Genomic DNA, 26,254 nt, shown 5'->3' with positions numbered 1-26,254 from the left:
AGATGTGTATAAGAGACAGGGGGCGGGCTGCTCGGGAGCTGGGTCCGGTTCGGGTGCCGCCTCGATCGACGCGCTCGGCGGGTTCGGGTCCTCGTGGCCGTCGACGATCGCCGCGACGTACACGTACCGCGAGAGCGGTGCGTCCTCGACCGTCGGCAGGGCGTCCGGCGCGTAGACCGTGCCCTCTCCGCAGAGCTGGTAGTACCGCGAGGCGCAGAAGACGACCCGGTATCCGGTCGGCTGGAGCCCGGCGTTCTGCGGCGGCGCAGTCACCGTCAATTGTGTCCCGGCCGTCACGGAGTCCGGCAGCGTGGCACGGGTCTGCACCGGGCGCAGCCCGCCCACCGTGGAGCCGTCCCCGCAGAAGTTGGACGTGCCGTCCGCGCAGGCCACCACGGTCACGCTCACCGTCGAGCCGAACGCGGCACCGGTGACCCAGGAGCCGTTCCCGCCGAAGGACACGAGGCCGCCGCCGTTGACCGAGTAGGCGTAGTGGTCGATCGATCCGTTGGGGCTCGGCTGGGCGCGCGGGTTCCGGATGCGGATCGCGTACGTGCCGTCGTCCTCGCTGAACCGCTCGACGCCGATGTCGGCCGACGCGGCCCCCGGGGCGGAGTACCCCTGCACGGACGCCGCACGGCTCGGCGTGCAGAACAGACCGTTGTCGGCAAGCGCGACGTACTGGAAGTTGCCGTTCGAGTTCAGCGTGTCGTTGGCGCTGCCGCCGTCCCAGCGCTTGTCCGAACCAGTGGTCGAGCAACCGTTCGGGATGTTCGCCCCGGGCGGGTACCGAACGATCGTGAGCGTTCGACCGCCCCCGGCCCAGTCGTTCTCGGCCGCACTGAGCGACACGTTGGTCCGCCCGGGCGACACGTCGCGCGACGCGTTCAGCGTCGGGACGCCCGGTGTCCCGACGGCACTGCCGGTGGCGGACGCGGAGTTCCACTGCACGACGGTGCCGTTGCGGTCGGCGTCGTTGCGAGCGGACACGGTGACCTTGTACTGGGCAGCGCTCTGGGCGCCGGTGAACGAGGTGTTCGTGGCGGTACCGGTGTGCCGCGTGGTCGACAGGCCCGGGCCCTCGATCGTGACGATGTAGTCGTCGACCGCGCTGCCGTTGTTCGGCGCGGAGACCTTGCCCCACTTGACGTCGAGCTGGTTCGGTGTCGCCTTGCTCGGCGTGACCGTGATGCCCTTCGGGGGCGCCGGCACGAAGTCCGCACTCATCGGACCCGAGCGGGACGAGGGCTTCGAGTCACCGATCGCGTTGGTCGCCACGACCTGGAACCGGTACGACGCCTTCGGGTCGAGTCCGGTCAGCGTGCACACCGTCGCGGTCCCGCAGTTCTTCGAGACGCCGTTGGTCCCGACGACCCGGTAGCCCGTGATCGGCGAGTTGTTGCCCTGCGGGGTCGACCACGTGAGCGTGACCTGACCGCCGTCGTAGGAGCCGGTGCGGGTGGGTGCGCCCGGAGCGTCCGGGACGTCCTGCACCGAGATGGTGACGTCGCCCCAGACGTACCGGTCGGGGTCGTTCGTCGCGTCCGCCACCTGGTACTGCAGGTGGGCGTCGCCGGGCTTCGCGGTGTCGGCGACCGAGACCTGCAGGCGCGTGCGGTCACCACTCGGTGTGACGGTGACGCCGCTCGGCAGCCCGCCGGACAGACCCCGGATGTTCACGACGCGCAACCGCTCACCCGGGAACGGGTTGGTCGGCTGGTCGTTCGTGAGCACGTCGATGGTGGTGGTCGCCCCGCGCTTCGTCACCGACCGGTCGGCGCCGGGCTGGACCACCGGACGGGTGGAGGCGACGACGCCGACGGTGACGGTGCCGGCGCGACCGGTGTTGGCGTCGTCTGCGACACCGATCCCGATCGACGCGGTGGTGTTCTTCTTCGCGGTGTCGGCGACCGAGATCGTGAGCTGCTGCTTCGCGATCGACGCGGTCGTCCCCGCGGCCGGCCGGCCGACGATCGAGTACCGGAGCTCGGGCAGGTCCCTGGGGTACGGGTAGTCGGTCAGCTTCGTCAGGTCGATCTTGCGCGTCTCGCCCGGCTGCATCTCGACCGAGGATCCTGTGAACGCAGGCGGCTGGTTCGACCGGGGCGTGACCGTGATCGGGAGCACGAGCGTGGCGACGCGGCCCTTGCCGCCGTTCGCCGACGACCCGTCGGTCACCTCGAACGAGATCGACGCCTTGCCGTAGTAGAGCTTCGACGACGTGAACTGCAGCGTCGACGAGTCCACCATCAGACTCTGCCCGTTGGCGTGGGTGGCCTTGACCGTGCCGCGGTCGGTGATCTTCGCGGTCTCGCCGTTCGCCGTCACGACGAAGTCCTGCAGCGGGATGCGGACGGTGGCCTCGCTCTTCACCGTGACCGCACCGGCGCTGCGGTTGATCTGGGGCAGGGCATCGTCGAAGCCCGGCACGTTGATGAAGCCGTAGGAGACGATGTCCGGGTGGTCGGCCCGGGCGACCGAGAACGGGATCACCTGCGAGTCGTCGGTCAACCGGACGGTGATGCGGCCGTCGTCGGTGGGCGTCGCGGTGTCGCCGTAGCCGGGGACGACCCCGACCCGGAGGTCGGCCGCGGTGCCCTCGGCGAAGAAGACGTTGTCGAGCACGTCGACGGTCACGCTCTGCCGGTGCAGGATGTCCTGCAGGTCGAGGGTCGTGTCGTCGACCTCGGGCCGGAGCGGCTGGGCGTCGGGGTCGACGGTCACCGTGAGGAACGCCGTGCTCGACCCCCCACTGCTGTTCGCGACGGTGTAGAGCACCGCGAAGTCACCGCTCTTCGCCGACTCCGGAGGCGTGACGCGGATCTGCTGCTTCCGGAGGACCTTGGCGGTGACGTCCTCGGCCGTCGGCTCGGCCTGCGCGACGGTCAGCTGCCCGCCTTCCGGGTCGGAGTCGTTCTGCAGGACGCGCACCGTCACCGACCCACCGGGGCGGATCGTGACGTGGTCGGCCTCGGCCACGGGGTTCGAGGCCTGCTCGGCGCGGGGTGCGATGCCGACCCGTACGGTGCCGGTGGCGCGGGCCCCGAGGGCGTCGACGACGGTGTAGGTGAACTCGTCGGTGCCGGCCGAGTAGTCGCCCGCCTCGTAGGTCAGGGCGTCCGAGGCGACGTCCGAGACCGACCCCTTGTCGGGGTTGGAGCCCACGCCGACCAGCTGGACGGAGTCGCCGTCCGGGTCGATCCCGTTCAACGGCACGCTGACACGCACCGACGACCCGGCGACGACGCGCGCGGTGACGGTCTGCGGGACGGGCGGGTTGTTCGTGGCGGCGTCGCGTTCGCGCACCGAGATCGACACCGCGGCGTCGGCGTACTGGCCGTCCGGGCCGGCGACCCGGTAGACGGCGGTGTAGTTGCCCGGCGTCTTCGGGGCGAGGTACCGCAGGTGGTCGCCGGAGACGAACAGCAGGCCGCCGTCACCGGGGACGTTCTGCACCAGTTCGGGCTGCAGCGTCAACGGCTCGCCCTCGGGCTGGGTGTCGTTGTCGAGCACGTCGATGTTCGCGACGTCGCCGACACGGACGGTGGCGCTGTCCGGCTGGGCGACCGGGGGCTGGATGCGGTCGGGCTTCGGGATCTCGACGACCGTGATCGTGCCGGGTGACGACGCCAGGCCGTTCGTCTCCGTGTACCCGAACGAGACCGGCCCGTCGAGGGGTGCCGTGAGCGTGACACGGACCGTGTGCTGGTCGAGGATGCTCGCCTGCACACCGCTGCCCCGTGGGGGTCCGTCGAGCGCCGTCACGAGCAGCACCCCGCCCGCCGGGTCGATGTCGGTCGCGGTGACGTCCGTGTCCTTGGTGGACAGGGTGTTCACGAACACCGTCTTCGGCGTGGTGATCGGCGCCGTCGAGGCGTCCGGTGGCGCGAGGACGGTCACCCGGACGATGCCGCTCGAGGTCTTCACGCCGTCGGTCACCGTGTACTCGAGCTGGTGGTCGCCCGCCCGCTCCCCCTGCACCCGGAAGGTCCCGGCGTCGTAGCTCGGGGTGACGGTGAGCCCGGACGCCGACGACACGCTCGTCAGCGTCACGGTGCCGTTGCCACCGCGCACGTGGTCGAGCGGCTCGACCGTGAAGGCCTTGCCGGCGTACCCGGACACCGGGAACGGATCGGCGCGCAGCGGGACGGTGCCCTGCTTGGCGACCCGGACCGTCACGGCACCCCGACCGTCGGCGCGACCGTCGCTCACGACCAGCTGCACGGAGCGCTCACCGGTCCGGCCGCTGTCGTTCCGGAAGTCGAGCAGGCCGTCCGGTGTGGTGGACACCCGGTCACCGTTCGACGCGGTCGCCGACTCCAGGTACACCGGGTCGCCGTCCGGGTCGACCCAGTCGCCGAGGACGTTCGAGACGACGTGCCCGTTCTGGACGACGTCGGCCGAGGTGTCACGGACCTGCCGCGGCGCCTCGTTCTGACTGTCGGGGCGCACGCTGATCCGGACGGTCGCGGTGTCCGATCCGCCGTTGCCGTCGGTGATCGTGTACGGGAACGTCACGGTCCCGGTGGCGCGCGACGACAGCGTGACCTGCAGGCGTTGACCGTCGCCGACGATCGCGACGCGGCCGGCGGACTTCGAGATGGTGCCGACCTCGCTCACGATGATCGGGTCACCGTTCGGGTCGTAGTCGTTCAGCAGGACCGGGAGGCTCGTGGTACGTCCCGGACGAGCGCCCAGTTCGTCGTCCACCGCCACCGGTGGCTTCTGGTCCTTGTCGACCTCGGGGTCGTCGTCGGAGACCTGCTCCTGCTGCTGCTCGTCGTCCTGCTTGATCAGGTCGGCCCAGTTGTCGATGAGCTGCCCGCTCCGGTCGATCGCCCAGGAACGGCCGCTCGTCGGGTCGTTGGCGACGACGGTGTCGCCGTTGTGCAGGATCTGCAGTTCGCTCGTGCCGCCGGTGCTCGCCAGCCGCTGCAGCGCGTTGCCGTCACACGTGTCGATCGCCTGCCCGCCCGCCCACGCCGCGTACGTGCAGGAGCCGTCGACGTAGGGCCGCGCGGCTCGTCCGGCCACCTGGAGCGCGGTGGCGTCCACGGTGCCGGAGGCGCTGACGCGGACCAGGCCCGCCGTGCCCGCGACCGTCACCTGGGCCGTGCTGTCGGAGGACCGCTGGAGGGCCGGCGACGACCCCACCCGGTCGCCGAGTTCGACGGTGCGGCCGTCGACCGACAGGGCACCGCTCGTCCGGTCGAGCACGGCGAGGTGACCGTCGAACGTGGCGACCTGGAAGTCGTCGCCGCGGTCCATGTCGACCTTCCACCGTTCGGCGACGGTGAGTGTCGTGCCGACGTCGATCAGCGACGCCGTCCCGGTCTTCGCGGAGTAGACCGCGACGTGGCCGTCGGAGGCGTCGAAGACGGTGTCGGCGCCCAGGGTCAGGTCTGCCTTGGCCGACGCGTCGAACTCGGCGAGGTCGTTCGCGGGGGTCGCCCAGAGCTCGCCCGTGTCGGCGTTGCCGATGACCGCGGTGTCGCCCGCGAAGAAGACCTGCGGCGTCCCCGCCGGCAGCGTGATCGCATCACCCACGGTGGCGTCGGCGACGTCGACCCGGGCGACCGTGCCCTTCGTCTCGTCCACGCTGTAGACGGTGGAGCCGCGCTGCAGCACGGACAGGTCGTCGCTGGCCGTCTCGACGGCGGTGTTGAGCTGCAGGATGCCGGTGTTCGCCCGGCCGACCGCGCCGTACTCGGCCGAGGGCACCCAGACCGTGCCGTCGCCGAGGTCGACGCGTTGCGTGTGGTACCCGGTGGAGACGATGGCGGTGGTCGCGACGACGGCGGCGACGAGCACCGAGGCACCGGTCGTCACGGCGGCGGAGCGGTGCTTCGCGAGGAGGGCGCGGATCACCCGGCGCTCCCGATCGTCGCGCACTTCTGCGCGCTCGCGGCACCCGTCTTGCCGTCGCGGTTCACGGCGACGGCGATGCACTCCTCGTCGCCGCGTTCACCGGAGACGACGAACGTCGTGCCGGTCTGCTGGCTCGACGACCCGTTGGACGAGATGACGTACGTGTCGCCGCTGCGCAGCCCCGGGTCGGTCCAGCTGAAGGACACGGACTGCGGCGACGGCTCGGCACGGACCTCGGCCACGACCGGGATCGCCCCGGCGCCGAGCCGACCGACGACCACGACCGTGGCGATCGCCAGTGCGGCGACCACGACGACGGCCAGGGACGTCGCCCAGACCAGGGTCGAACGGGTCCGGCGCCGGGCACGGGTCACGGACCCGGTGCGGTGCACGGTGCCGACGCTGTGCGAACCCCCGGCCACGACCCCACCCTGCACCGCACGGCGGGTGCGACGACGTCCGCCGACCCGGGTGGGCGGCTGCAGCTCACGGATCACGGTGCGCTCACCGTGCGGGGTCGGCGTCGAGATCGCCCAGGCCTCGACCGCGACGTCGGCGGACGTCTGCGGGATGCCGAGCTCGGCCTCGACCTGCTGGAAGCCGCGGACGAGTTCGATCACCGTCGCGGGGCGGCCCTGCGGCTTGCGGGACAGCGCCGAGGCGAGCAGGCGCTCCAGCGAGGGCGGCACGTCGGTGCGACCGGTGGGCTTCACGCCGCCCTTGTCGATCCGGTGCATCAGGTCGTTCGCACCGTTCTTGCCGCCGCGGATCTCGAACGGGCTGCGCCCGGCGAGGAGCGAGTACACGGTCGCCGCGAGGGAGTACACCTCTGACTGGATCGTGCCGCGCGACTCGTCGATCAGGACCTCGGGCGCGGACCACGGGATCGACATGCCGATCGGCTCGTCGGGGTCGGTACCCCCGATCGTCGCGGCGATGCCGAAGTCGGAGAGCACGGGGTTGCCGTAGGCCGTCAGCAGGATGTTCGACGGCTTGATGTCGCGGTGCAGCACGCCCTCGCGGTGTGCGGTCTCGAGCGCCGACCCGATGCGGATGCCGATCGACAGCACCTCGGACACCGGGATCGGTTCGCGGCGGTAGCGCTCACTGAGGGACGAGGAGCAGAGCTCCATGACCAGGTAGGGCCGGCCGTCGGCGGCGACGCTGGCCTGGAGGACGGTGAGGATCGACGGGTGCGTGCTGAGCCGCGCCATCAGGTTGGCCTCGGCCTGGAACATCTGCCGGACGCGGTCGTCGACGACCTCGTCCAGCAGCACCTTCACCGCGACCTGTCGTCGGGGCATGTCCTGCTCGTAGAGGAAGACGTCGGCGAAGCCACCGGACCCGAGGACGTGCACGGGACTGAAACCGCCGATCACGGGCGGGTTGGACGGCAGGCGTCTCGCCATGGTCCTCTCCTCCCCCGGCCGAGCGGCCAGCTCTCTCGACGTGGCCATGTCATTGTACGAAGCGTGGGTGACCGACATTCCGCACGCCGATCCCCCACAGCTCGACGTGTTCCCCCAGTTCGGGGGCCAGCTAGTGGCGCGGCAGCGTGTCCTCGAGGTCGCCGTCGTCCGGTGCGGCATCGACCTGCAGCACCACCACGGTGACGTTGTCACGACCGCCGGCCACGACGGCGTCGCCGACGAGGCGCTCCGCCAGGTCCTGCGCGCCGGGCTCGCGTGCCGCGATGCGCGCGATGCCGGCGTCGCCGAGCTCCTTGGTCAGCCCGTCGGAGCAGACGATGTAGCGGTCACCGGCCCGCAGGGGCAGGGTCCACCAGTCCGGCGCCGGCGGTTCGCCGAAGCCGACCGCACGCGTGATGACGTTGCTGTCCGGGTGCTGCTCGGCGTCCTCGGCACGCAGCAGGCCGGCGTCCACCATCTCCTGCACCACCGAGTGGTCGACGGTGACGCGGCGGAGCACGCCGTCCTCGATGCGGTAGGTGCGGGAGTCGCCGACGTTGAACACAAGCGCCGCGGGCTGTCCGAGCGACGCCACGAGCGCGATCCCGGTGACGGTGGTGCCCGCGCCGATGGCGTTGCCGCCGGCTGCACGCTCGATGTCGGCTGTCGCGAGGAGCAGCGCACGCTGGATGCCCTGACGCGTGGTGAACGATTCGGCCGTCACCTGCTCGAGCCGACGCACGACCGCGTCGCTGGCACGGTCGCCCGCGAGGTGCCCGCCCATGCCGTCGGCGACGACGAAGAACGGCGCGCCCACGATGTAGCTGTCCTCGTTGTGGTCACGCCGCCGACCGACGTCGGTCGCGGCTCCCCACGAGAGTGTCAGGGTGGCGCCGTCGGCACCGGGGACGTCGATGGCGTGCGCAGTGGCTGCTCGGCCGAGTTCGGTCACGTGTCAGGATCGCTCTCTGGTGGGTCGGGGCGTGCCGTGTGCTGTCTGATCGGAGGGCCACGGGGGAACCGGAGGCAGCCCCTCTGCCGTCGGTGCGACCCGGAGGTACGGCGAGAGGACCTCGATGGCGTTGCCGTCACCGATCTCGACTACCGTACCCGTCAGCGCGACGATCGACGCACCCGAAGCCATGCGGTAGGCGGGTGCCCCGGCCGGGCGGACGACGGTCCCGTTGGTGGACCGGAGGTCCTGCACGACGACGGCTTCGCCCTCGGCGTGCATCCGGACGTGGGACGACGACACCTGCCCGTACGTCGACCGCACGGTCACGAGTTCGGGCTGCGGGCCACGGGTGACCCGCGGCAGCGACGGCCGTCGGCCGATGACCACCGGGTGGTCGAGCCGGAAGGTGCGGTCGCCGATGCGGATCGAGGGCACGCGTGCAGTGGGCGCGGCGGGCACCGCCGGGACGGCCGGGAGGCCCGGGGCGGCAGCCACGAACGGGCTCGCTCCGGCGCCGGGTCGCGCCGGCACCCGGACGACGGTGTCCTCCGGATCGACGTCGTCCACCGCTGCGGGTGGCTGGTCGCTTGCCCCGGGCGCGGGCCGGATGACCGTGTCACCGAGGACCCCGTCGTCGGAACCGGGGTCGGAGTCGGGGCCGGCTCCCGGGACGACGGGACCTGCGCCCCGGATGACGGTGTCGTCGACGGCGTCCGCCGTCCGGTCGGCCACCGATCGTCGGGGTCGCCGGATGACGGTGTCCTCGATGTCGTCGTCGTACAACCGGAGCCCTCCCAGTGTGGTCTCCCCCACCGTAGACGATCCGGTCGACCCCACGTCATCGACGCTCCCACGACGGCCCGCTGCCCGCGACGACCGAGCGCAGGACGAGCCCCGCGAGCGGGTCGTCCGCGCGGGTCTCGAGGGCGTACCGGGCACGCGTCTCCGCCCGCGCCCACGACCCGAGCGCCCACGCACACCAGGCGCCGAGCGACAGGGCGCCGGCAGCGCCCGACGATCCGTCGAACGGGCCGTCCTGCGCCCGCCACACCCGCCACGCGTCGGCGCACCGGTCACCGGCGACCCGCACGCGGGCACGATCGGGAGCCGGGCCGAAACCGTGGAGCGCCGGCGGTGTCGGGTCCGCGAAGGGGTCGAACACCCGGATCGACCGGGGGTCCGGTGTGCCCTGCGCCGCGATGAACGGCACCAGGGCCATCCGGGGCGCGAGTGCGCCGCACGCGGTCACCACGGCCGTCGCAGCGGCCGTCGACAGGTCGGCGCGACCGGGCGCGACCAGCGCGGCCGCCGCAGCGGGGAGGGTGACCGCCGCGGCGATCTCGCGAGGGAAACGGACTGCGGAGCCGGGGCTGGACTGTGCCGTGAGAGGGATCATGCACGCCATCGAAACGTGCTGGGAGCCTCCAGGCAGGGTCGCCCCGACCATCTGTGGACCGGAGCGACCTCGCTCACGCCTGTGGAGGACGAGCCGACCCGGCACCCGCTCAGGCGGCGACGGGCTCCAGGCTCTCGGCGACCAGGTCCCAGCCGCCCTCGTTGCGCTCGACGACCACGCCGTTCGCGGCCGCCCAACCGACCAGGTCGTCCATGCTGCCGATGCTCGCGACGGTGCGGGCGAGCAGCGCCACCAGGCGACCCTTCGCGGTCTTGTTCCAGTGGTTCAGCGCACGACGACGACCGGAGCCGTCGACACTCACCACCCGTGGTGCCACCGCTCCGGGCACGGGACCGAGCTGCCGGTACCCCTCGGACCGCAGGTCGAGCACCAGGCCGTCCGCACGGGTCAGCAGGGAACGGGTCGACACCGCGGGCCAGTGCGCGGCCAACCGGATCGATCCGAGCCGCGAGTCGTGTGAGAGCCGGTACGCCGGGATCGGGTCACCGGCACCGATCGGGCCGAACATCGCGGACTGCACGACCACGTGTTCCGCCCACCACGCGCGGGTCGCAGCATCCGCGTCCTGCGCGCCCAACGGGTCGTAGAGGACCCCGGTGTACCGCTCGATCGCGGGCATGGTGCCCGAGGTGTCGAGCTCGAGGTTCCTGAGCCGCTCGGCGATCGACTTCGGACCGAGCTTGAGCGCCGTCCTGGCCGAGGACTCCTCGGAACTGACGAAGCGGGCCGCGGTGATCACCGCGGCCCGCTCATCGGCCAGTTCCGGGAACGAGAGCGCACGCAGATCGAGCGTGCGGCTCGTGTCCCCGCCCTCCCGCTTCGTCTCCGAAGGCGGGAGCAGGACGGTCAGTCCGGTCAGGACGCCAGCGCGGCCTGCCGCGCGACGATCGTCACCGTGTCGTGCTCGACCGACAGGAAGCCGTCCTCGGCGTCGACCGCGACGGTCGACCCATCGGCCCGCGTGATGCGGACCTGACCCTGCGCCAGGATCGCGAGCATCGGCTCGTGTCCGGCGAGGATGCCGATCTGGCCCTCTGTCGTCCGTGCGACGACCATGGTGGTGTCGCCCGACCAGACCTCACGGTCCGCCGAGACGACGCTCACGCTGAGACCCGCCATGTCAGCGGTTCTCCTTCTGGATCTGAGCCCACTTCTCTTCCACGTCGTTGATGCCACCGACGTTGAAGAACGCCTGGGTCGCAACGTGGTCGAACTCGCCGTCGGCGATGGCGCGGAAGGACTCGATGGTGTCCTTGAGCGGCACCGTGGAGCCCTCGACACCCGTGAACTTCTTCGCCATGTAGGTGTTCTGCGAGAGGAACTGCTGGATACGACGAGCGCGCTCGACCGTGATCTTGTCCTCTTCGGAGAGCTCGTCGACACCGAGGATGGCGATGATCTCCTGCAGTTCCTTGTTCTTCTGGAGGATCTGCTTGACGCGCGTGGCCGTCTCGTAGTGGTCGGCACCCAGGTAGCGCGGGTCCATGATGCGCGACGTCGAGGCCAGCGGGTCGATCGCGGGGTACAGACCCTGCGATGCGATCTCACGGGAGAGCTCGGTCGTCGCGTCGAGGTGCGCGAACGTGGTGGCCGGAGCCGGGTCGGTGTAGTCGTCAGCCGGCACGTAGATCGCCTGCAGCGAGGTGATCGAGTGACCACGCGTCGAGGTGATGCGCTCCTGGAGCACACCCATCTCGTCGGCGAGGTTGGGCTGGTAACCCACGGCGGACGGCATGCGGCCGAGCAGCGTCGAGACCTCGGAGCCGGCCTGCGTGAAGCGGAAGATGTTGTCGATGAAGAGGAGCACGTCCTGCTTCTGGACATCGCGGAAGTACTCCGCCATCGTCAGCGCCGACAGGGCCACGCGGAGACGCGTTCCCGGCGGCTCGTCCATCTGGCCGAACACGAGGGCCGTCTTGTCGAAGACACCCGCCTCTTCCATCTCACCGATGAGGTCGTTGCCCTCACGGGTGCGCTCACCGACACCGGCGAACACCGACACACCGCCGTGGTCCTGCGCGACGCGCTGGATCATCTCCTGGATGAGGACGGTCTTGCCGACGCCCGCACCACCGAAGAGGCCGATCTTGCCACCCTGCACGTACGGGGTGAGGAGGTCGATGGACTTGATGCCGGTCTCGAACATCGAGGTCTTGGACTCGAGCTGGTCGAAGGCCGGGGCCTTGCGGTGGATCGGCCAGCGCTCGGTGATCTCGAGCTTCTCGTCCGTGTTGAGCACGTTCCCGAGGACGTCGAAGACCTTGCCCTTGGTGACGTCGCCGACGGGGACCGAGATCGGAGCGCCCGAGTCACGGACCTCCTGGCCACGGACCAGGCCGTCGGTCGGCTTCAGGGAGATGGCACGGACGAGGTCGTCGCCGAGGTGCTGCGCGACCTCGAGGCCGATCTCCTGCGACGAGTCACCGATGGTGATGGTCGTGAACAGGAGGTTGTACATCTCCGGGATTGCGTCGTGGGGGAACTCGATGTCGACGACGGGGCCCGTGACACGGGCGATCCGGCCGACACCGGGCGCCGACGACGTCTCGACCGCGGTGGTTGCGGTGTCGGTCATGGCTGGTGCCTTCCTGAGGGTGGGTATCTGTCCGCGAACGACGCGGACTACTTCTTCTTCGACGAGAGGGCGTCGGCGCCGCCGACGATCTCGGAGATCTGCTGGGTGATCTCCGCCTGACGCGCGTTGTTCGCGAGTCGGGTGAAGTCACGGATCAGCGAGTCGGCGTTGTCGCTGGCCGCCTTCATCGCCTTCTGACGCGCGGCGTGCTCGGAAGCAGCCGACTGCAGCATGGCGTTGAAGATGCGGCTCTCGATGTAGACCGGGAGCAGCGAGTCGAGCACCGCATCGGCGTCCGGCTCGAACTCGTAGAGCGGCAGGGGCTCGTTGCCCTCGGGCTCGTCGATGCCCTCGACGACCTCGAGGGGCAGCAGGCGAACGACCTGCGGCTCCTGGGTCGCCAGGCTGATGAACCGGTTGAACACGATGTGGATCTCGTCCACGCCGCCGTCAGCGGTGTCCTGGAGGAACTTCGCCACGACGGCGTCGCCGATCTCCTTGGCCGTCGAGAACTCCGGCTGGTCGGTGTTCCCGACCCACTGCTGCTCGGACGGACGCTCACGGAACGCGAAGTACCCGACGGACTTGCGGCCGACCAGGTAGTAGACGACGTCCTTGCCCTCGCTGCGGAGCAGGGAGGCGAGCTCCTCGCCCTGCTTGAGGACGTTCGTGCTGAACGCGCCGTTCAGGCCGCGGTCCGAGGTGAAGAGCACGACGGCTGCACGGGTCGACGACTCCGGCTCGGTGGTCAGCACGTGGTCGACGTTCGAGAACGTCGCCACGGCCGACACCGCACGCGTGACGGCCCGCGAGTACGGACCGGACGCAGCCATGCGGGCCTGCGCCTTCTGGATCCGCGACGCCGAGATCAGCTCCATGGCGCGGGTGACCTTCTTCGTGGTCTTCGCCGACTTGATCCGCTGGCGGTAGACCCGGACCTGCGCTGCCATCTAGCGACGACCCTTGACGATCTGCTCCTGGTCGACGTCCTCGGCGTCAGCCGCGTCGAACTGCTCGGAGCCGAGGGTCTTGCCGTCGCTCGTCTGGAAGCTCTTCGTGAACTCGTCGATCTGCTTGTCCATCTCGGCGACGGTCTCGTCGCTGAGCTGGTTCGTCTCGCGCAGGGTCGTGAGGACGTCGGAGTTGCGACGCAGGTGGTCGAGCAGTTCGGACTCGAAGCGGAGCACGTCCGGCACCGGGACGGTGTCGAGCTTGCCGTTCGTGCCGGCCCAGATCGAGACGACCTGCTCCTCGACCGGGTACGGCGAGTACTGCGGCTGCTTGAGGAGCTCGGTCAGACGCGCACCGCGCTCCAGCTGACGACGCGACGCCTGGTCGAGGTCGGACGCGAACATCGCGAACGCCTCGAGCGAGCGGTACTGCGCCAGCTCGAGCTTCAGCGTGCCGGAGACCTTCTTGATCGACTTCACCTGGGCGTCACCACCGACGCGGGACACCGAGATGCCCACGTCGACGGCCGGACGCTGGTTCGCGTTGAAGAGGTCCGACTGCAGGAAGATCTGGCCGTCGGTGATGGAGATGACGTTGGTCGGGATGTACGCCGAGACGTCGTTCGCCTTGGTCTCGATGATCGGGAGACCCGTCATCGAACCGGCGCCGAGCTCGTCGGACAGCTTCGCGCAACGCTCCAGCAGACGGGAGTGCAGGTAGAAGACGTCACCCGGGTAGGCCTCGCGGCCCGGCGGACGACGCAGGAGGAGCGACACCGCACGGTAGGCCTCGGCCTGCTTCGACAGGTCATCGAAGATGATGAGGACGTGCTTGCCCTGGTACATCCAGTGCTGGCCGATGGCCGAACCGGTGTACGGGGCGAGGTACTTGAAGCCGGCCGGGTCGGAGGCCGGAGCGGCGACGATGGTGGTGTACTCCATCGCGCCGGCGTCCTCGAGCGCACCCTTGACGGAGGCGATCGTGGAGCCCTTCTGACCGATGGCGACGTAGATGCAGCGAACCTGCTTCTCCTCGTCGCCGGACTCCCAGTTGGCCTTCTGGTTGATGATCGTGTCGATCGCGATGGCCGTCTTGCCGGTCTGGCGGTCGCCGATGATCAGCTGACGCTGACCACGGCCGACGGGGATCATGGCGTCGATGGCCTTGATGCCGGTCTGCAGCGGCTGGTGGACCGACTTGCGGGCCATGACGCCGGGAGCCTGGAGCTCGAGGGCACGACGGCCCTCTGCGGCGATCTCGCCGAGACCGTCGATCGGGGCGCCGAGCGGGTCGACGACGCGACCGAGGAAGGCGTCGCCGACGGGGGCCGAGAGGACCTCACCCGTGCGGGTGACCTCCATGCCCTCCTCGATGCCGCCGAACTCGCCGAGCACGATGGCGCCGATCTCGTCTTCATCGAGGTTCTGCGCCAGGCCGAGCGTGCCGTCCGCGAAGCGGATGAGCTCGTTCGCCATGACGCCGGGGAGACCCTCGACGTGGGCGATGCCGTCACCGGCGTCGGTGACGTGCCCGACCTCGGCCGTGGAGGCCTTCGTCGGCTCGTAGTTCGAGACGAAGTCCTTCAGGGCATCACGGATCTCATCGGGGCTGATGGTGATGTCTGCCATGGGATTTTCCTTGTGGTTTTCCGGGGCCCTTCGGCTCCGAGAGGGTGACGCTGCCGGACTCGGCAGTTCCCGTTGTGGACTTGGGGAGGAGCGGCTTCGACCGTACGCCTAGCCGGCGAGCTGGAGCCGGAGCTCCGAGAGTCGCGTGGACACGGTGCCGTCGATGACGTCGCCGCCGATCTGCACCCGGACCCCGCCGACGACCGTGGGGTCGACGACCTGGTTGATGCTGATGTCCTTGCCGTACCGCTCGGACAGACCGCGCGTGACGCGGGCCGACTGGGCGGGGGTCAGTGGCGTCGCCGTGACGACGGTCGCGACGAGCTTGCCAGCCTGCTCGGCCACGATGCGCGAGGCATCACGGACGATCTCACCGATGCGGCGGCCGCGGGGCTGCTGCACCAGGGCCGACACGATCGTGATCGTCTGCTCCGATGCCTTGGCACCGAGGAGCCGCTCGACGAGCGCGCCCTTCTGCTGCGGGCTGCCGAGCTTGGTGCCGAGCGCCAGCTCGAGGCCGGCGTCCGAGCGGACGGCGGTCTCGAAGGCGAACAGCTCCGACTCGATCGACGAGTCCGGACCCGCGGTGGCGGCGACGGCGCGGATGCCCGCGTCCTCGATGCCCGCGAGCAGGTCCTGCTGCGAGGACCAGCGCGAGCCAGCCACCGCGGTCAGGACCGCACGCGTCGCGTCCGACTGTCCGGCGAAGACGCGGTCGATGAGGACCTTCTTGCCGGCCGCGTCGGCCGTGGGGTCGGACAGCAGCCCGAGCAGCTGCGGCGCACCGGCGATCGCACGCCCGGAGGCGAGGATCTCGGCACCCGCGGCCAGGCCGGCGCTCGGACCGAGGTCCGACAACACCGCCCTGGTGGACGCGAGTGCTTCTCTGGTAGCGCTGCGCATGCTCAGTGCTCCCCCGTCTTCGTGGCCTGCGAGGCCTCGAGGTCGGCGAGGAAGCGGTCGACCACTGCGGTCGACTTGGCGTCGTCCTTGAGCGACTCACCGATCACACCGGACGCGAGGTCCAGCGCTAGGGTGCCCACTTCGGACCGAAGTGCCTGGACGGCGCTCTGGCGCTCGGCCTCGATCTGCGCCTGGGCGTTGGCCGTGATGCGTGCTGCATCGGCGGCCGCCTGCTCGCGGACCTCGTTGCCGATCGCCGTGGCGTCGGCGCGGGCCTGCTCACGGATGCGCGAAGCCTCGGCACGTGCGTCGGCGAGCTGCTTGTTGTACTCGTCGAGCGCAGCAGCGGCCTGCTCCTGAGCGGCCTCGGCCTTCTTGATGCCGCCCTCGATGGCCTCGGTGCGCTCATCGAGCATCTTCGTGATGCGCGGCGTGACGACACGCCACATCACCAGGAAGATGATGACGAAGGCGAGCGCCGACCACACGATGTCGTACACCGGCGGGATCAGCGGATTGTGCGCTTCCTCCGCCGCGATGATGAGTGCGTTCTGCATCGAGGAACCTTAGTTGGTGAAGATGAAGTACGTGGCGATACCGATGAAGGCCAGGGCCTCGGTGAAGGCGATACCGATGTACATGAGGGTCGTCAGGCGGCCCTGGAGCTCGGGCTGGCGAGCGACGGACTCGATCGTCTTACCGACGACGATGCCGACACCGATGGCCGGGCCGATCGCTGCGAGGCCGTAGCCAACCGTCGCGATGTTGCCGTTGATCTCCGCGAGAACGGTCGTTGCGTCCACGTGTTTTCCTTTCGAGGTGCGGGTCCGACGGTCGCCGGTCCCGTAGGGGGTCAGTGAGGAATCAGTGCTCGTCAGCCAGCGCCAGCTGGATGTAGACGGCGGTGAGGAGCATGAAGACGTAGGCCTGCAGCAGCGCGACGAGGACCTCGAAGAAGCTGAACGCGATGCCGAACGCGATGGTCCCGACGCCGAAGGCCTTGAAGCCGAGCGAAGCGTCGAAGAAGAAGAACTGCGTGGCCGAGAAGAACAGCACGAGGAGCAGGTGCCCCACGACCATGTTCATCAGGAGTCGCAGCGTCAGGGTGACGGGACGGAGCACGAAGGTGGAGACGAGCTCGATCGGCGTCACGATGATGTACAGCGGCCACGGCACCCCGGGCGGGAAGAGCGAGTTCTTGAGGAACGTGCCCGGGTGCTTGCGGAGGCCGGCGTAGATGAACGCGAGGTACGCGACGATCGCCAGGATCATCGGCATCGCGATGCGGCTGGTACCGGCGAGGTTCATGCCCGGGATCAGACCGGTCAGGTTCATGAACAGCACGCCGAAGAAGATCGTCGCCAGGAGCGGCAGGAAACGCTTGCCGTCCTTCTCTCCGAGGTTGTCGAAGGTGTTGCGACGGACGACGTCGAACGCGTACTCGATGAACGCCTGACCGCGGTTCGGCACGAGCTTCAGTGCACGGGTACCCACGAACGCGAACACCAGGAGCACGGCGACGGCGAAGAAGCGGATGAGGACGACCCGATCGATCTCGAACGGCGTCCCGGCGAAGAAGATCGCATCCGGGAAGAACTCGTTGATCGACGGACCATGGAACTCGGCGGCCTTGCTGCTCCCCGCCGCGACGGTGTCAACCGCAGCGGAGAGGGACAGGGGAAGAGCGTGGGATAGCAGCGCTGTCTCCTGTGTCGGCGCGCGCACATCATGGCACGCGATGGTGGACGTTGTGGAGGCTCGTCCGCCCCGAGCGAAAGGCTCCGGTAGCGGACTTCGAGAAGCCTATCAGGTGCGAGAGGCTTCCCGGCTTCTCAGACGCGGGGGGTCGGGTTCCCAGCGTCCGCGGAGTCGTCGAGGCCGTCGCCCGGCAGCCGGACGCCGATCGGGATGCGGGCCTTCGCGACGGCGACGACGTCGATCACCAGGGAGCCGACGACCCCCGCGATGATCACGATCGCCAGGACCGGGAAGTCGACCCAGTCGCGGTCCTTGAGCAGGACCAGCAGCACGATGAAGACGATGAACTTGAGCAGCCAGGTGCCCATCACGATGCCGAAGAAGGCACCGGAGATCATCTGGCCCTTCGAGACGCGCAGCGCGACGAGGACACTGACCGCGGTGAGCCCGAGGAACACGACGCTCAGCACGGCGCCGAGCAGTCCCCCGACCAGCCCCGGGCCGTCCGCGACGAGGAACCCGATGAGCCCGCCGACCACCGCGAGGGCGACGGCGAGGACCGCTCCCCAGGTGATGATGCGGCGGAACACCGGCCGGACGTGGTCGAGCGCGTTCGGTGCGGTCACGTGATGTCTCCAGGGATCGTGCGGTCGTTGGCGGCCCGGTCGAGCGGGTCGAGGCTGGCGTCCACCACGGCGGCGGAGCGGTTGGCGGTCTGGGCGGCGATCTCGGTGCGTTTCCGGCCGAGCGGCGCGAAGGTCGCGACGGCGCAGACGGTGAAGCCGACGGACACGAAGACGACGACCCAGTACCAGTCCACGAAGAGGAACAGCAGGCACCCGAAGGCGACGGTCGCGGTCCACGCGTAGAAGATCAGCACCGCGTGGAAGTGCGAGTGCCCCATGTCGAGCAGGCGGTGGTGCAGGTGCTTCCGGTCGGCCGAGAACGGCGACTTGCCCGCGCTGAGCCGTCGGGTGACCGCGAGACCGAAGTCCAGGATCGGGACGATCAGGATCGCGAACGGCAGCAGGATCGGGATGAACGCCGGCAGCAGCGCCTGGCGTGTCTGCACCGCCGCCGGGTCGATGTTGCCCGTGACCGAGACCGCGCTCGTGGCCATCAGGAACCCGACGAGCAGCGCACCGGCGTCGCCCATGAAGAGCTTGGCGGGGTGCCAGTTCAGGATGAGGAAGCCGAAGCAGGCCCCGACGAGCACTGCGGTGAGCAGCGAGGGCAGGTTGAAGAAGAACTCGGTCTGGACGACCACGCGGTTGATGAAGAACGTGTAGAGGAAGAAGACCCCGCCGGCGATGATCGCGACGCCGGCCACCAGGCCGTCGAGCCCGTCGATGAAGTTCACCGCGTTCATCACGAGCACCACCGCCAGCACGGTGAAGATCAGGCTCATGTACGACGAGCCGACGCCCAGCGTGTTGCCGATGGGCAGCGAGACGATCGCGACGCCCTGCCAGGCGAGGATGCCCGCCGCGATGATCTGCCCGGCGAGCTTCGTCATCCAGTCGAGGTCCCAGATGTCGTCCGCGACACCGAGGACCACGATGATGGTCGCTCCCCCGAGCACCGCGAGCACGCGACCCGGTTCGGAGAACACGAGCCGGAAGTAGTCGGTCCCCGCGATCGACGGGAACAGGAACCAGGCCGCGAGCAGCGAGACGATGACGCCGATGTACATCGCGATGCCACCGAGCCGCGGCGTCGGGGTGCGGTGCACGTCCCGCTCGCGGACCTGCGGGTACCACTTGTACTTCAGCCCGAGCTTCCAGACGATCAGGCTCATCACGAAGCTCACGACCGCGGCGATGGCCCCGGCGAGCAGGTAGTACTTCATGTGACGAGGTCGGCTCCGACGACCCGGATGATCTCCTCGTCGGGGATCACCCCGTGCCGGACGATGCGGAGCTTCCCGCCGTCCGACAGCCCGGTGGCGTCGACGATGGTCGAGCCGGTGCTGGCCTCGAAGCCGTCGTGCACCTCGACGGGTCCGCCGTCCAGGTAGATCGCGACGCTGTCACCGAGCATCCGTTCGGCGGCGTCGACGTCCATCGCGGCCGGGTCGCCCGTGGAGTTCGCGGACGAGACCGCGAGGGGCCCGACCTCCTGCAGGAGCTCGAGGGCGATCCGCGAGTCCGGCATCCGCAGTGCGACCGTGCCGCGTGTCTCGCCGAGGTCCCAGTCGAGCGACGGCTGTGCGTGCAGGATGACGGTCAGCCCGCCCGGCCAGAACTCCGCCACCAGGTCGCGCACCGGCTGCGGGACCTCGCTGGCGAGGGCGTCGAGCGTGGGCGGACCGGGGATGAGCACGGGCGGCGGCGACTGCCGCGTGCGGCCCTTCGCGTCGAGCAGCCGCTGCACGGCCGTCGCGCTGAAGGCGTCCGCGGCGAGGCCGTAGACGGTGTCGGTGGGGACCACGACGAGCTCTCCGCGTCCGAGGGCGGCACGTGCGAGCCGCATCCCGGTCAGGAGCCCGTCGGAGTCGGTGCAGTCGTATCGGGATGCCATGACTCGACGATGATAGTGCGACACAATGGTGGACATCGTGAACGAGACGCCCGCACCCCCGCTCCTGTTCCTCTTCGACATGGACGACGTCCTGGTCCGGTACGACTGGCAGGTGCGCATGGCCGCACTCTCCGAGTTCACCGGACACGAGTTCCAGGAGCTCCGTCGCCGCTGGTGGGACTGCGGTCACGAGATGCGTGCCGAGGCCGGTGGGTTCGCCGACGGCGACGAGTACCTCGCCGCGTTCGAGCGCGCGATGGAGTGCGACGTCCCCGAGGCCGACTGGGCCCGGATCCGCGGATCCGCCATGACCGAGCTGCCGGAACGCATCGAGGCGGTCCGGATCGCGAGCGAGCACGGGCGTGTCGGGCTGCTCACCAACAACGGTCCGCTCGCCGGCCGCTGGATCCACGAGTGGGCGCCGTCCCTGCCCGAGGTCTTCGGCGAGCACCTGGACACCTCGAGCAACTTCGGCGCCCGGAAGCCCGAGCCCGAGGTCTTCCAGCGCGCGATCGCCCACCACGGGGTCCCCGCGGAACGCACCTTCTTCGCCGACGACATGCCCGAGAACATCGCAGGTGCGCGCAGCGTCGGCATCCACGCGGTCCTGGTCGAGCACGACACCGACCTGCGGGAGCACGTCCGCGCCTTCGTCGCGGCGCAGCAGCGCGAGGCCTCCCCCGTCGCGTAGCCCGCCACGCCCGTTCCTTCCCATCGCGGTCGTGCCGGAAAGCAAGAACGGGCATACCTGGTCATTCCGAACGACCCGGTACGCCCGATCCCACCAGGTACGCCCGAATCCACCCGGCACGCCCGGATCCACGCGGCACCGGCCTGGAGGCGCGGCTCGGCTCCGGCTAGCGCGTCGCGGTGGTCGTGCGGTCGCGCCCCGTCAGGTCGACGTGCGTCTCCGGGGTGCGGAACCCCCGGCGCGCCAGGACCTCCCGGACGCCGGCGCCCTGCGGCTCGGCGTGCTCGATGACCAGGACTCCCCCGGGCACCAGTAACCGCCAGGCCGTCTCGGCGAGAGCCCGGACGGCGTCGAGGCCGTCCGGCCCGCCGTAGAGGGCCATCGCCGGGTCGTGGTCGCGGACCTCGGGGTCGATCGGGATCGCGTCGTCCGGCACGTACGGCGGGTTCGACACGACGACGGACACGGTGCCGTCGAGTTCCGGCAGTGCGTCGGCGAGGTCGCCCTCGACGAGCCGGACCGTGCCACCGTGGGCGTCGACGTTCCGCCGGGTCCAGGGCAGGGCCTCGGCCGACCGCTCGACGGCGTAGACCACGGCGTTCGGCACCTCGGTGTCCATCGCGATCGCGATCGCACCGCTGCCGGAGCCCAGGTCCACGGCGATCGGCTCGGGGACCGCGGTCGCCCGCAGCGCGTCGATGCCGAACTGCACGACGCCCTCGGTCTCCGGACGGGGCACGAACACGCCCGGTCCGACGGCCAGGGTGAGCGCACGGAAGTACGCCTGCCCGGTGATGTGCTGCAGCGGCTCACGGGTGGCCCGACGGGCGACGGCGTGCCGGAAGCGCTCGACGTGCTCCGGGGCGATGCCGCCGCCGATCAGCGCACGGGCTTGGACAGCTCCGCGCGAGGTGTCGGTCGCCCACGCGAGCAGCAGCTCCGCGTCGACCCGGGGCGTCGGCACGCCGACGGCGACGAGCGCCACGGTCGCCTGCTCGAGCAGGCGATCCGCGGCGTACGTGAGGGGCGTGTCGGCGGTGATCCGGGCCTCCAGGCTGGGTGTGCGCTTACGCGTCCTGGTCGCCGATGGCGGCCAGACGTGCCTCTTCGTCCGCCTGGATGGCGGACTGGATGACGGGCTCGAGGGCACCGTTCATCACGCGGTCGAGGTCGTACGCCTTGTAGCCGGTGCGGTGGTCCGCGATCCGGTTCTCCGGGAAGTTGTACGTGCGGATGCGCTCCGAACGGTCCATCCCGCGGATCTGCGACTTGCGCGCGTCCGAGGCGATCGCGTCGAGCTCCTCCTGCTGGCGCGCGAGGATGCGTGCGCGGAGCACGCGCATGCCGGCCTCGCGGTTCTGCAGCTGCGACTTCTCGTTCTGCATCGCCACCGTGATGCCCGTGGGAAGGTGGGTGATGCGGACCGCGGAGTCCGTCGTGTTGACGGACTGCCCGCCCGGGCCGGAGGACCGGTAGACGTCGATCTTGAGGTCGTTCTGGTTGATCTGGACCTCTTCGGGCTCGTCCACCTCGGGGAACACCAGCACGCCGGTGGTCGAGGTGTGGATGCGCCCCTGCGACTCGGTCTGCGGCACACGCTGGACGCGGTGCACACCGCCCTCGTACTTCAGGTGCGCCCAGACGCCCTGGGACGGATCGGTCGTGTTCGACTTGATCGCGACCTGGACGTCCTTGTAGCCACCCAGGTCGGACTCGGTGCGCTCGAGGAGCTCGACCTTCCAGCCCTTGGTCTCGGCGTAGTGCGAGTACATGCGCAGGAGGTCGGCCGCGAACAGCGCCGATTCCTCGCCGCCCTCGCCGCCCTTGATCTCCATGATGACGTCACGGCCGTCGTCGGGGTCGCGCGGGATGAGCAGCCGGCGGAGACGCTCCTGGCGCTCCGACAGCTGCTCCTCGAGCCCGGGGACCTCGTCCGCGAACGCTGCGTCTTCACGGGCGAGTTCCTGGGCGGCGGCGAGGTCGTCCCCCGCCGCCTGCCAGGCCTCGTACGCGGACTTGATCTGGTTGAGCTCGGCGTACCGCCGGTTCACCTTCTTCGCCCGGGCCGCATCGGCGTGGAGCGCGGGGTCCGACAGCTGCTGTGTCAGGTCCTCGTGTTCCGCCAGCAGCCCCGCTACCGACTCGAACACGCGTTACTCCTGGTGGCCGTTGTGGTGGGCGCCGGTCGAGGGGACCGACTTCTGCACCTGGACCAGGAACTCGACGTTCGACTGCGTCTCCTTGAGGTTCCGCAGCACGATCTCGAGGGCCTGCTGCGGGTCGAGCCCGGCGAGGGCCCGGCGCAGACGCCAGGTGATCTTGACCTCGTCGGCGGAGAGCAGCTGCTCCTCGCGACGGGTACCAGAGGCGTTCACGTCGACGGCGGGGAAGATCCGCTTGTCGGCGAGGTGCCGGTTCAGGCGGAGCTCCATGTTGCCGGTGCCCTTGAACTCCTCGAAGATGACCTCGTCCATCTTGGAGCCGGTCTCGACGAGCGCGGTCGCGAGGATGGTCAGCGAGCCGCCGTCCTCGATGTTGCGCGCGGCGCCGAAGAAGCGCTTCGGCGGGTAGAGCGCCGCCGAGTCGACGCCACCGGAGAGCACGCGGCCCGACGGCGGGGTCGACAGGTTGTACGCACGGCCCAGGCGGGTGATCGAGTCGAGCAGCAGCACGACGTCGTGGCCCAGCTCCACCAGGCGCTTCGCACGCTCGATGGCGAGCTCGGCGACGGTGGTGTGGTCCTCGGCGGGACGGTCGAAGGTCGAGGCGATGACCTCGCCCTTCACCGTGCGCTGCATGTCGGTGACCTCTTCGGGCCGCTCGTCGACGAGGACGACCATCAGGTGCGCCTCGGGGTTGTTCTTGGCGACGGCGTTCGCGATGGCCTGCAGCACGACGGTCTTGCCGGCCTTCGGCGGGGACACGATGAGACCGCGCTGGCCCTTGCCGATCGGCGACACGAGGTCGATGATGCGGGTCGACAGCTTGCCCGGCTCCGTCTCGAGGCGCAGGCGCTCGTTCGGGTACAACGGGGTGAGGTCGTTGAAGTCGACGCGGGCCGCGGCCTCGTCGGCGGACTGGCCGTTGATCGACTCGACGGCCACGAGCGCGTTGTACTTCTGGCGGCTCTGCTGCTCGCCGTCACGCGGCTGCTTGATCGAACCGACGACGGCGTCGCCCTTGCGCAGGTGGTACTTCTTCACCTGGCCGAGGGAGACGTAGACGTCGCTCGGGCCCGGCAGGTACCCGGTGGTGCGGACGAACGCGTAGTTGTCGAGGACGTCGAGGATGCCCGCGATCGGGATCAGGACGTCGTCCTCGGTGACCTCGGGCTCGAAGTCGTCGTTCTGGCCGCCACGGCCGCGCTTGCGGTCGCGCTGGCGACGGCTGCGGCCGCTCTCGGCCTCGTCGGCGTGCTGTTGCTGCTGCTGCTTCTGCTGGCCGCTGGTCTGCTGCTTCTGCTGACCGGCGTTCTGCTGCTGCTTCTGGTCGGCCTTGTCGTCCTGCTTGGCCTCGGCCTGCTTCGGCTGGTCGTTCTGCTTCTGGCCGCCGTTCTGCTGCTCGGCGCCGTTCTGCTTCTGCTGGCCGGCGTTCTGGCCGCCGTTCTGGCCGCCGTTCTGCTGCTCGGCGCCGTTTTGCTGCTCGCCGTTCTCGGCGTTCTGGCCACGGCCACGACCACGACCACGGCTGCGACGACCGCGACGCGAGCCGCCCTCGCCCTGCTCGGAGTTCTGGTCGCCCTGGTCGTTCTGGTCGCCGGACTCGTTCTGGTCCTGGTCGGCCTGCACGGCGGACGTCGGAGCCTGCTGGCCCTGCTGGCCCGCCTGGCTCGGCTGCTCGGCCTCGGCGGGTGCCGACGCCTGCTGGCCCTGGTCGGCGGCGCGCTGCTCGGTGCCGCGCTGGTCGGCGCCACGCTGCTCGGTGTTCCGCTGGCCACGGCCACGGCGCTGGGAGCCGGACTGCGCGGCTTCCTGGGCGTCCTTCTCGGCGCGGACCTGGTCGAGCCCGGCGAGGAGGTCCTCGGTGCCGGTCTGGCCGTGGTTGGTGTGCTCGGCGGCCGAGGTCGGCGCGGCGTTCACGGTGCCGCCGGACGATGCGCGGCGCGAACGACGGGCACGGCTCGGGGCGGCCGACTCGGCGGGTGCCTCGGGGTCGGCGACGGGTGCCTCGGCAGCGGGCTGCGCGGGGGTCTCGGCGGGCTCCGGCAGGGTCGGCTGCTCGGTGGCGGCCGGCTCGGCGGGGGTCTCGGCGACGACGGCGGCGGCAGGGGCCGCCGGCGTCTCGTCGACGGGACGCTTGTCCTCGATGGAGGCGATCAGGTCGCCCTTGCGGAGCTTGGAGAGCCCGGTGATGCCGAGCGAGGAGGCGATGCGCTGGAGCTCCGGGAGACGGAGGGCACGCAGGTCGCTGGGGATCTCCACCTGGGCGGAGTTGTTGTCGGTCAAGGTCGGTGTTTCCTTTCGAACCGCAGAACGCGGAGAGTTTCCACCGTCCCGGATGCAGGGTGAGCGTCGACCGCCGTTCAGACGACGGATCGGGATTCGGTGATCAGAAAGAGATGCACACTCGCGCACCGGACCCTGCGACGTCGTAGGAGCTGTCCTGAGGACGAGCGATCCGTACGGTTACGCGGGTTCGGCTTCGAGCGCCGAGTGCGCTGCCACTGTAGCACCACCGAGATCGACGGCCAGCATGAGCGGCCGCCAGTCGGATTCGGCGTGTCGCTGCACCAGTTCGGCGGCGGTCAGGCGCTGTGCCGGGTCGCTGCCGAGGACGAGCAGGCTCGGCCCGGCACCGGAGACCACCGCGGCGAGGCCGTGCTGTCGGAGCAACCGGATCAGGGCGTCGGTCTCGGGCATGGCGCTGGCGCGGTACGCCTGGTGCAGCCGGTCCTCGGTCGCGGCGAGCAGCAGCTCGGGGCTCTGGATGAGCGCCGCCACGAGCAGCGCCGAGCGGGAGACGTTGAACGCGGCGTCGGCGTGCGGGACCTGCTCGGGCTGCAGGGAGCGCGCGAGCTTGGTCGAGAGCGTCGAGGTCGGCACGAACACCACCGGGGCGACTCCGCGGTGCACCAGGAGCCGCTTGTAGGCCGGGCCCTCGGCGGTCATCCACGCGATCGTCAGGCCGCCGAAGAGCGCCGGCGCGACGTTGTCCGGGTGGCCCTCCATCTCGGTGGCCAGGGTCAGGAGCGTTGAGGCGTCCAGGTCGACGACGCCCTCGAGCAGACCACGGGCCGCCATCAGCCCGGCGACGATCGCCGCGGCGGAGGATCCGAGACCGCGGCCGTGCGGGATCGCGTTCGTGGCGTGCAGCTCGAGACCGGGCTGGTCGACACCGGCGTGCTCCAGGCCACGGCGGACCGCACGGACGACGAGGTTCGTGTCGTCCGTGGCGACCTCACCGGCACCGACGCCCTCGACCGTGACGGTCGCGCCGGGTTCGGAGCGGACACGCACCACGACCTCGTCGTAGAGCGAGAGCGCGAGGCCGAGCGAGTCGAAGCCGGGGCCGAGGTTCGCCGACGTTGCCGGCACCCGGACGCGGACCGCCGATCCGGTCGGCAGCGCACGGACCGCCCGTCCGGCCGGTACAGCACTGCGGGCGGTCATGCCCTCTCCCGGTCCGGACGAGCGGTCGGA

The 26,254-nt window shown here is 70.2% G+C and carries 22 protein-coding genes; 1 reads left to right on the top strand and 21 read right to left on the bottom strand.

Annotated features, from left to right (window positions below; translation table 11 throughout):
- The 17 genes from DEJ09_RS05585 to DEJ09_RS05505 all read right to left on the bottom strand — a co-directional run.
- The coding region (locus DEJ09_RS05585) for an Ig-like domain-containing protein (RefSeq protein ID WP_146245676.1) at positions 1-5,868 on the bottom strand (5,868 nt) is incomplete at its 3' end.
- Complete coding sequence (locus tag DEJ09_RS05580) at positions 5,865-7,277, bottom strand: serine/threonine-protein kinase (RefSeq protein ID WP_111029234.1); 1,413 nt, start codon at positions 7,275-7,277, stop codon at positions 5,865-5,867. The genes DEJ09_RS05585 and DEJ09_RS05580, both read right to left, overlap by 4 nt.
- A 130-nt stretch (positions 7,278-7,407) precedes the next feature.
- Entirely contained in the window at positions 7,408-8,229 is an 822-nt protein-coding gene (locus DEJ09_RS05575; protein WP_111053983.1) for a PP2C family serine/threonine-protein phosphatase, read from the bottom strand.
- A gap of 3 nt (positions 8,230-8,232) precedes the next feature.
- The gene (locus DEJ09_RS05570) at positions 8,233-9,045 is read right to left on the bottom strand and encodes an FHA domain-containing protein (protein WP_146245675.1); all 813 of its coding nucleotides are present in this window, start codon (positions 9,043-9,045) and stop codon (positions 8,233-8,235) included.
- A 25-nt stretch (positions 9,046-9,070) separates the two neighbouring features.
- Positions 9,071-9,628: a hypothetical protein gene (locus tag DEJ09_RS05565; RefSeq protein WP_111029231.1), complete on the bottom strand. Its 558-nt coding sequence runs from the start codon at positions 9,626-9,628 to the stop codon at positions 9,071-9,073.
- Positions 9,629-9,737: 109 nt separating this feature from the next.
- Entirely contained in the window at positions 9,738-10,490 is a 753-nt protein-coding gene (locus tag DEJ09_RS05560; RefSeq protein WP_258373802.1) for a YaaA family protein, read from the bottom strand.
- A gap of 14 nt (positions 10,491-10,504) precedes the next feature.
- The gene (locus DEJ09_RS05555) at positions 10,505-10,768 is read right to left on the bottom strand and encodes a F0F1 ATP synthase subunit epsilon (protein ID WP_027465776.1); all 264 of its coding nucleotides are present in this window, start codon (positions 10,766-10,768) and stop codon (positions 10,505-10,507) included.
- 1 nt (position 10,769) lies between these two features.
- Entirely contained in the window at positions 10,770-12,224 is a 1,455-nt protein-coding gene (gene atpD, locus DEJ09_RS05550; RefSeq protein WP_017885744.1) for a F0F1 ATP synthase subunit beta, read from the bottom strand.
- A 47-nt stretch (positions 12,225-12,271) separates the two neighbouring features.
- Positions 12,272-13,174 carry a F0F1 ATP synthase subunit gamma gene (locus DEJ09_RS05545; RefSeq protein ID WP_027465777.1) on the bottom strand — a complete coding sequence of 301 codons (903 nt, stop codon included), beginning with the start codon at positions 13,172-13,174 and terminating at the stop codon, positions 12,272-12,274.
- Positions 13,175-14,803: a F0F1 ATP synthase subunit alpha gene (atpA, locus tag DEJ09_RS05540; RefSeq protein WP_027465778.1), complete on the bottom strand. Its 1,629-nt coding sequence runs from the start codon at positions 14,801-14,803 to the stop codon at positions 13,175-13,177.
- 108 nt (positions 14,804-14,911) lie between these two features.
- Positions 14,912-15,706, bottom strand: a complete 795-nt coding sequence (locus DEJ09_RS05535) for a F0F1 ATP synthase subunit delta (RefSeq protein WP_111033768.1) — start codon at positions 15,704-15,706, stop codon at positions 14,912-14,914.
- Positions 15,707-15,708: 2 nt separating this feature from the next.
- On the bottom strand, positions 15,709-16,263 hold the full coding sequence (locus DEJ09_RS05530) for a F0F1 ATP synthase subunit B (RefSeq protein WP_110859012.1): 555 nt from the start codon (positions 16,261-16,263) through the stop codon (positions 15,709-15,711).
- Positions 16,264-16,272: 9 nt separating this feature from the next.
- Positions 16,273-16,509, bottom strand: coding sequence for an ATP synthase F0 subunit C (atpE, locus tag DEJ09_RS05525; RefSeq protein ID WP_027465781.1), 237 nt, complete (start codon positions 16,507-16,509; stop codon positions 16,273-16,275).
- Between the two features lie 61 nt (positions 16,510-16,570).
- Positions 16,571-17,431, bottom strand: coding sequence for a F0F1 ATP synthase subunit A (gene atpB / locus DEJ09_RS05520; RefSeq protein WP_027465782.1), 861 nt, complete (start codon positions 17,429-17,431; stop codon positions 16,571-16,573).
- 107 nt (positions 17,432-17,538) lie between these two features.
- Entirely contained in the window at positions 17,539-18,030 is a 492-nt protein-coding gene (locus DEJ09_RS05515; RefSeq protein ID WP_035808335.1) for a hypothetical protein, read from the bottom strand.
- On the bottom strand, positions 18,027-19,253 hold the full coding sequence (locus DEJ09_RS05510; RefSeq protein WP_027465783.1) for an MraY family glycosyltransferase: 1,227 nt from the start codon (positions 19,251-19,253) through the stop codon (positions 18,027-18,029). Before DEJ09_RS05510 ends, DEJ09_RS05515 begins: the two co-directional genes overlap by 4 nt.
- Positions 19,250-19,924: an L-threonylcarbamoyladenylate synthase gene (locus DEJ09_RS05505; RefSeq protein ID WP_027465784.1), complete on the bottom strand. Its 675-nt coding sequence runs from the start codon at positions 19,922-19,924 to the stop codon at positions 19,250-19,252. The genes DEJ09_RS05510 and DEJ09_RS05505 overlap by 4 nt, the downstream gene beginning before the upstream one ends.
- A gap of 37 nt (positions 19,925-19,961) precedes the next feature.
- On the opposite strand from DEJ09_RS05505, the gene DEJ09_RS05500 reads away from it, so the two are divergent.
- Positions 19,962-20,615 (top strand): HAD family phosphatase, encoded by a 654-nt coding sequence (locus DEJ09_RS05500; RefSeq protein WP_139196861.1) that lies wholly within the window; start codon positions 19,962-19,964, stop codon positions 20,613-20,615.
- Positions 20,616-20,781: 166 nt separating this feature from the next.
- Here the strand turns inward: DEJ09_RS05500 and prmC are convergent, their stop codons facing one another.
- The 4 genes from prmC to thrB form a co-directional block, all read right to left on the bottom strand.
- Positions 20,782-21,600 (bottom strand): peptide chain release factor N(5)-glutamine methyltransferase, encoded by an 819-nt coding sequence (gene prmC, locus DEJ09_RS05495; protein WP_375537951.1) that lies wholly within the window; start codon positions 21,598-21,600, stop codon positions 20,782-20,784.
- 82 nt (positions 21,601-21,682) lie between these two features.
- Positions 21,683-22,765 (bottom strand): peptide chain release factor 1, encoded by a 1,083-nt coding sequence (gene prfA / locus DEJ09_RS05490; RefSeq protein ID WP_017885756.1) that lies wholly within the window; start codon positions 22,763-22,765, stop codon positions 21,683-21,685.
- A gap of 3 nt (positions 22,766-22,768) precedes the next feature.
- On the bottom strand, positions 22,769-25,060 hold the full coding sequence (gene rho, locus DEJ09_RS05485) for a transcription termination factor Rho (protein ID WP_111087850.1): 2,292 nt from the start codon (positions 25,058-25,060) through the stop codon (positions 22,769-22,771).
- Between the two features lie 180 nt (positions 25,061-25,240).
- A complete protein-coding gene (thrB, locus tag DEJ09_RS05480; RefSeq protein WP_181422633.1) occupies positions 25,241-26,224 on the bottom strand; it encodes a homoserine kinase in 984 nt (327 codons plus the stop codon).
- Between the last annotated feature and the right edge of the window lie 30 nt (positions 26,225-26,254).

Source organism: Curtobacterium sp. MCLR17_055 (assembly GCF_003234305.1).
GTDB lineage: Bacteria > Actinomycetota > Actinomycetes > Actinomycetales > Microbacteriaceae > Curtobacterium > Curtobacterium flaccumfaciens.
Note: the sequence above shows the minus strand (reverse complement) of the source record. Positions and strands in the feature narration are given on the sequence as shown.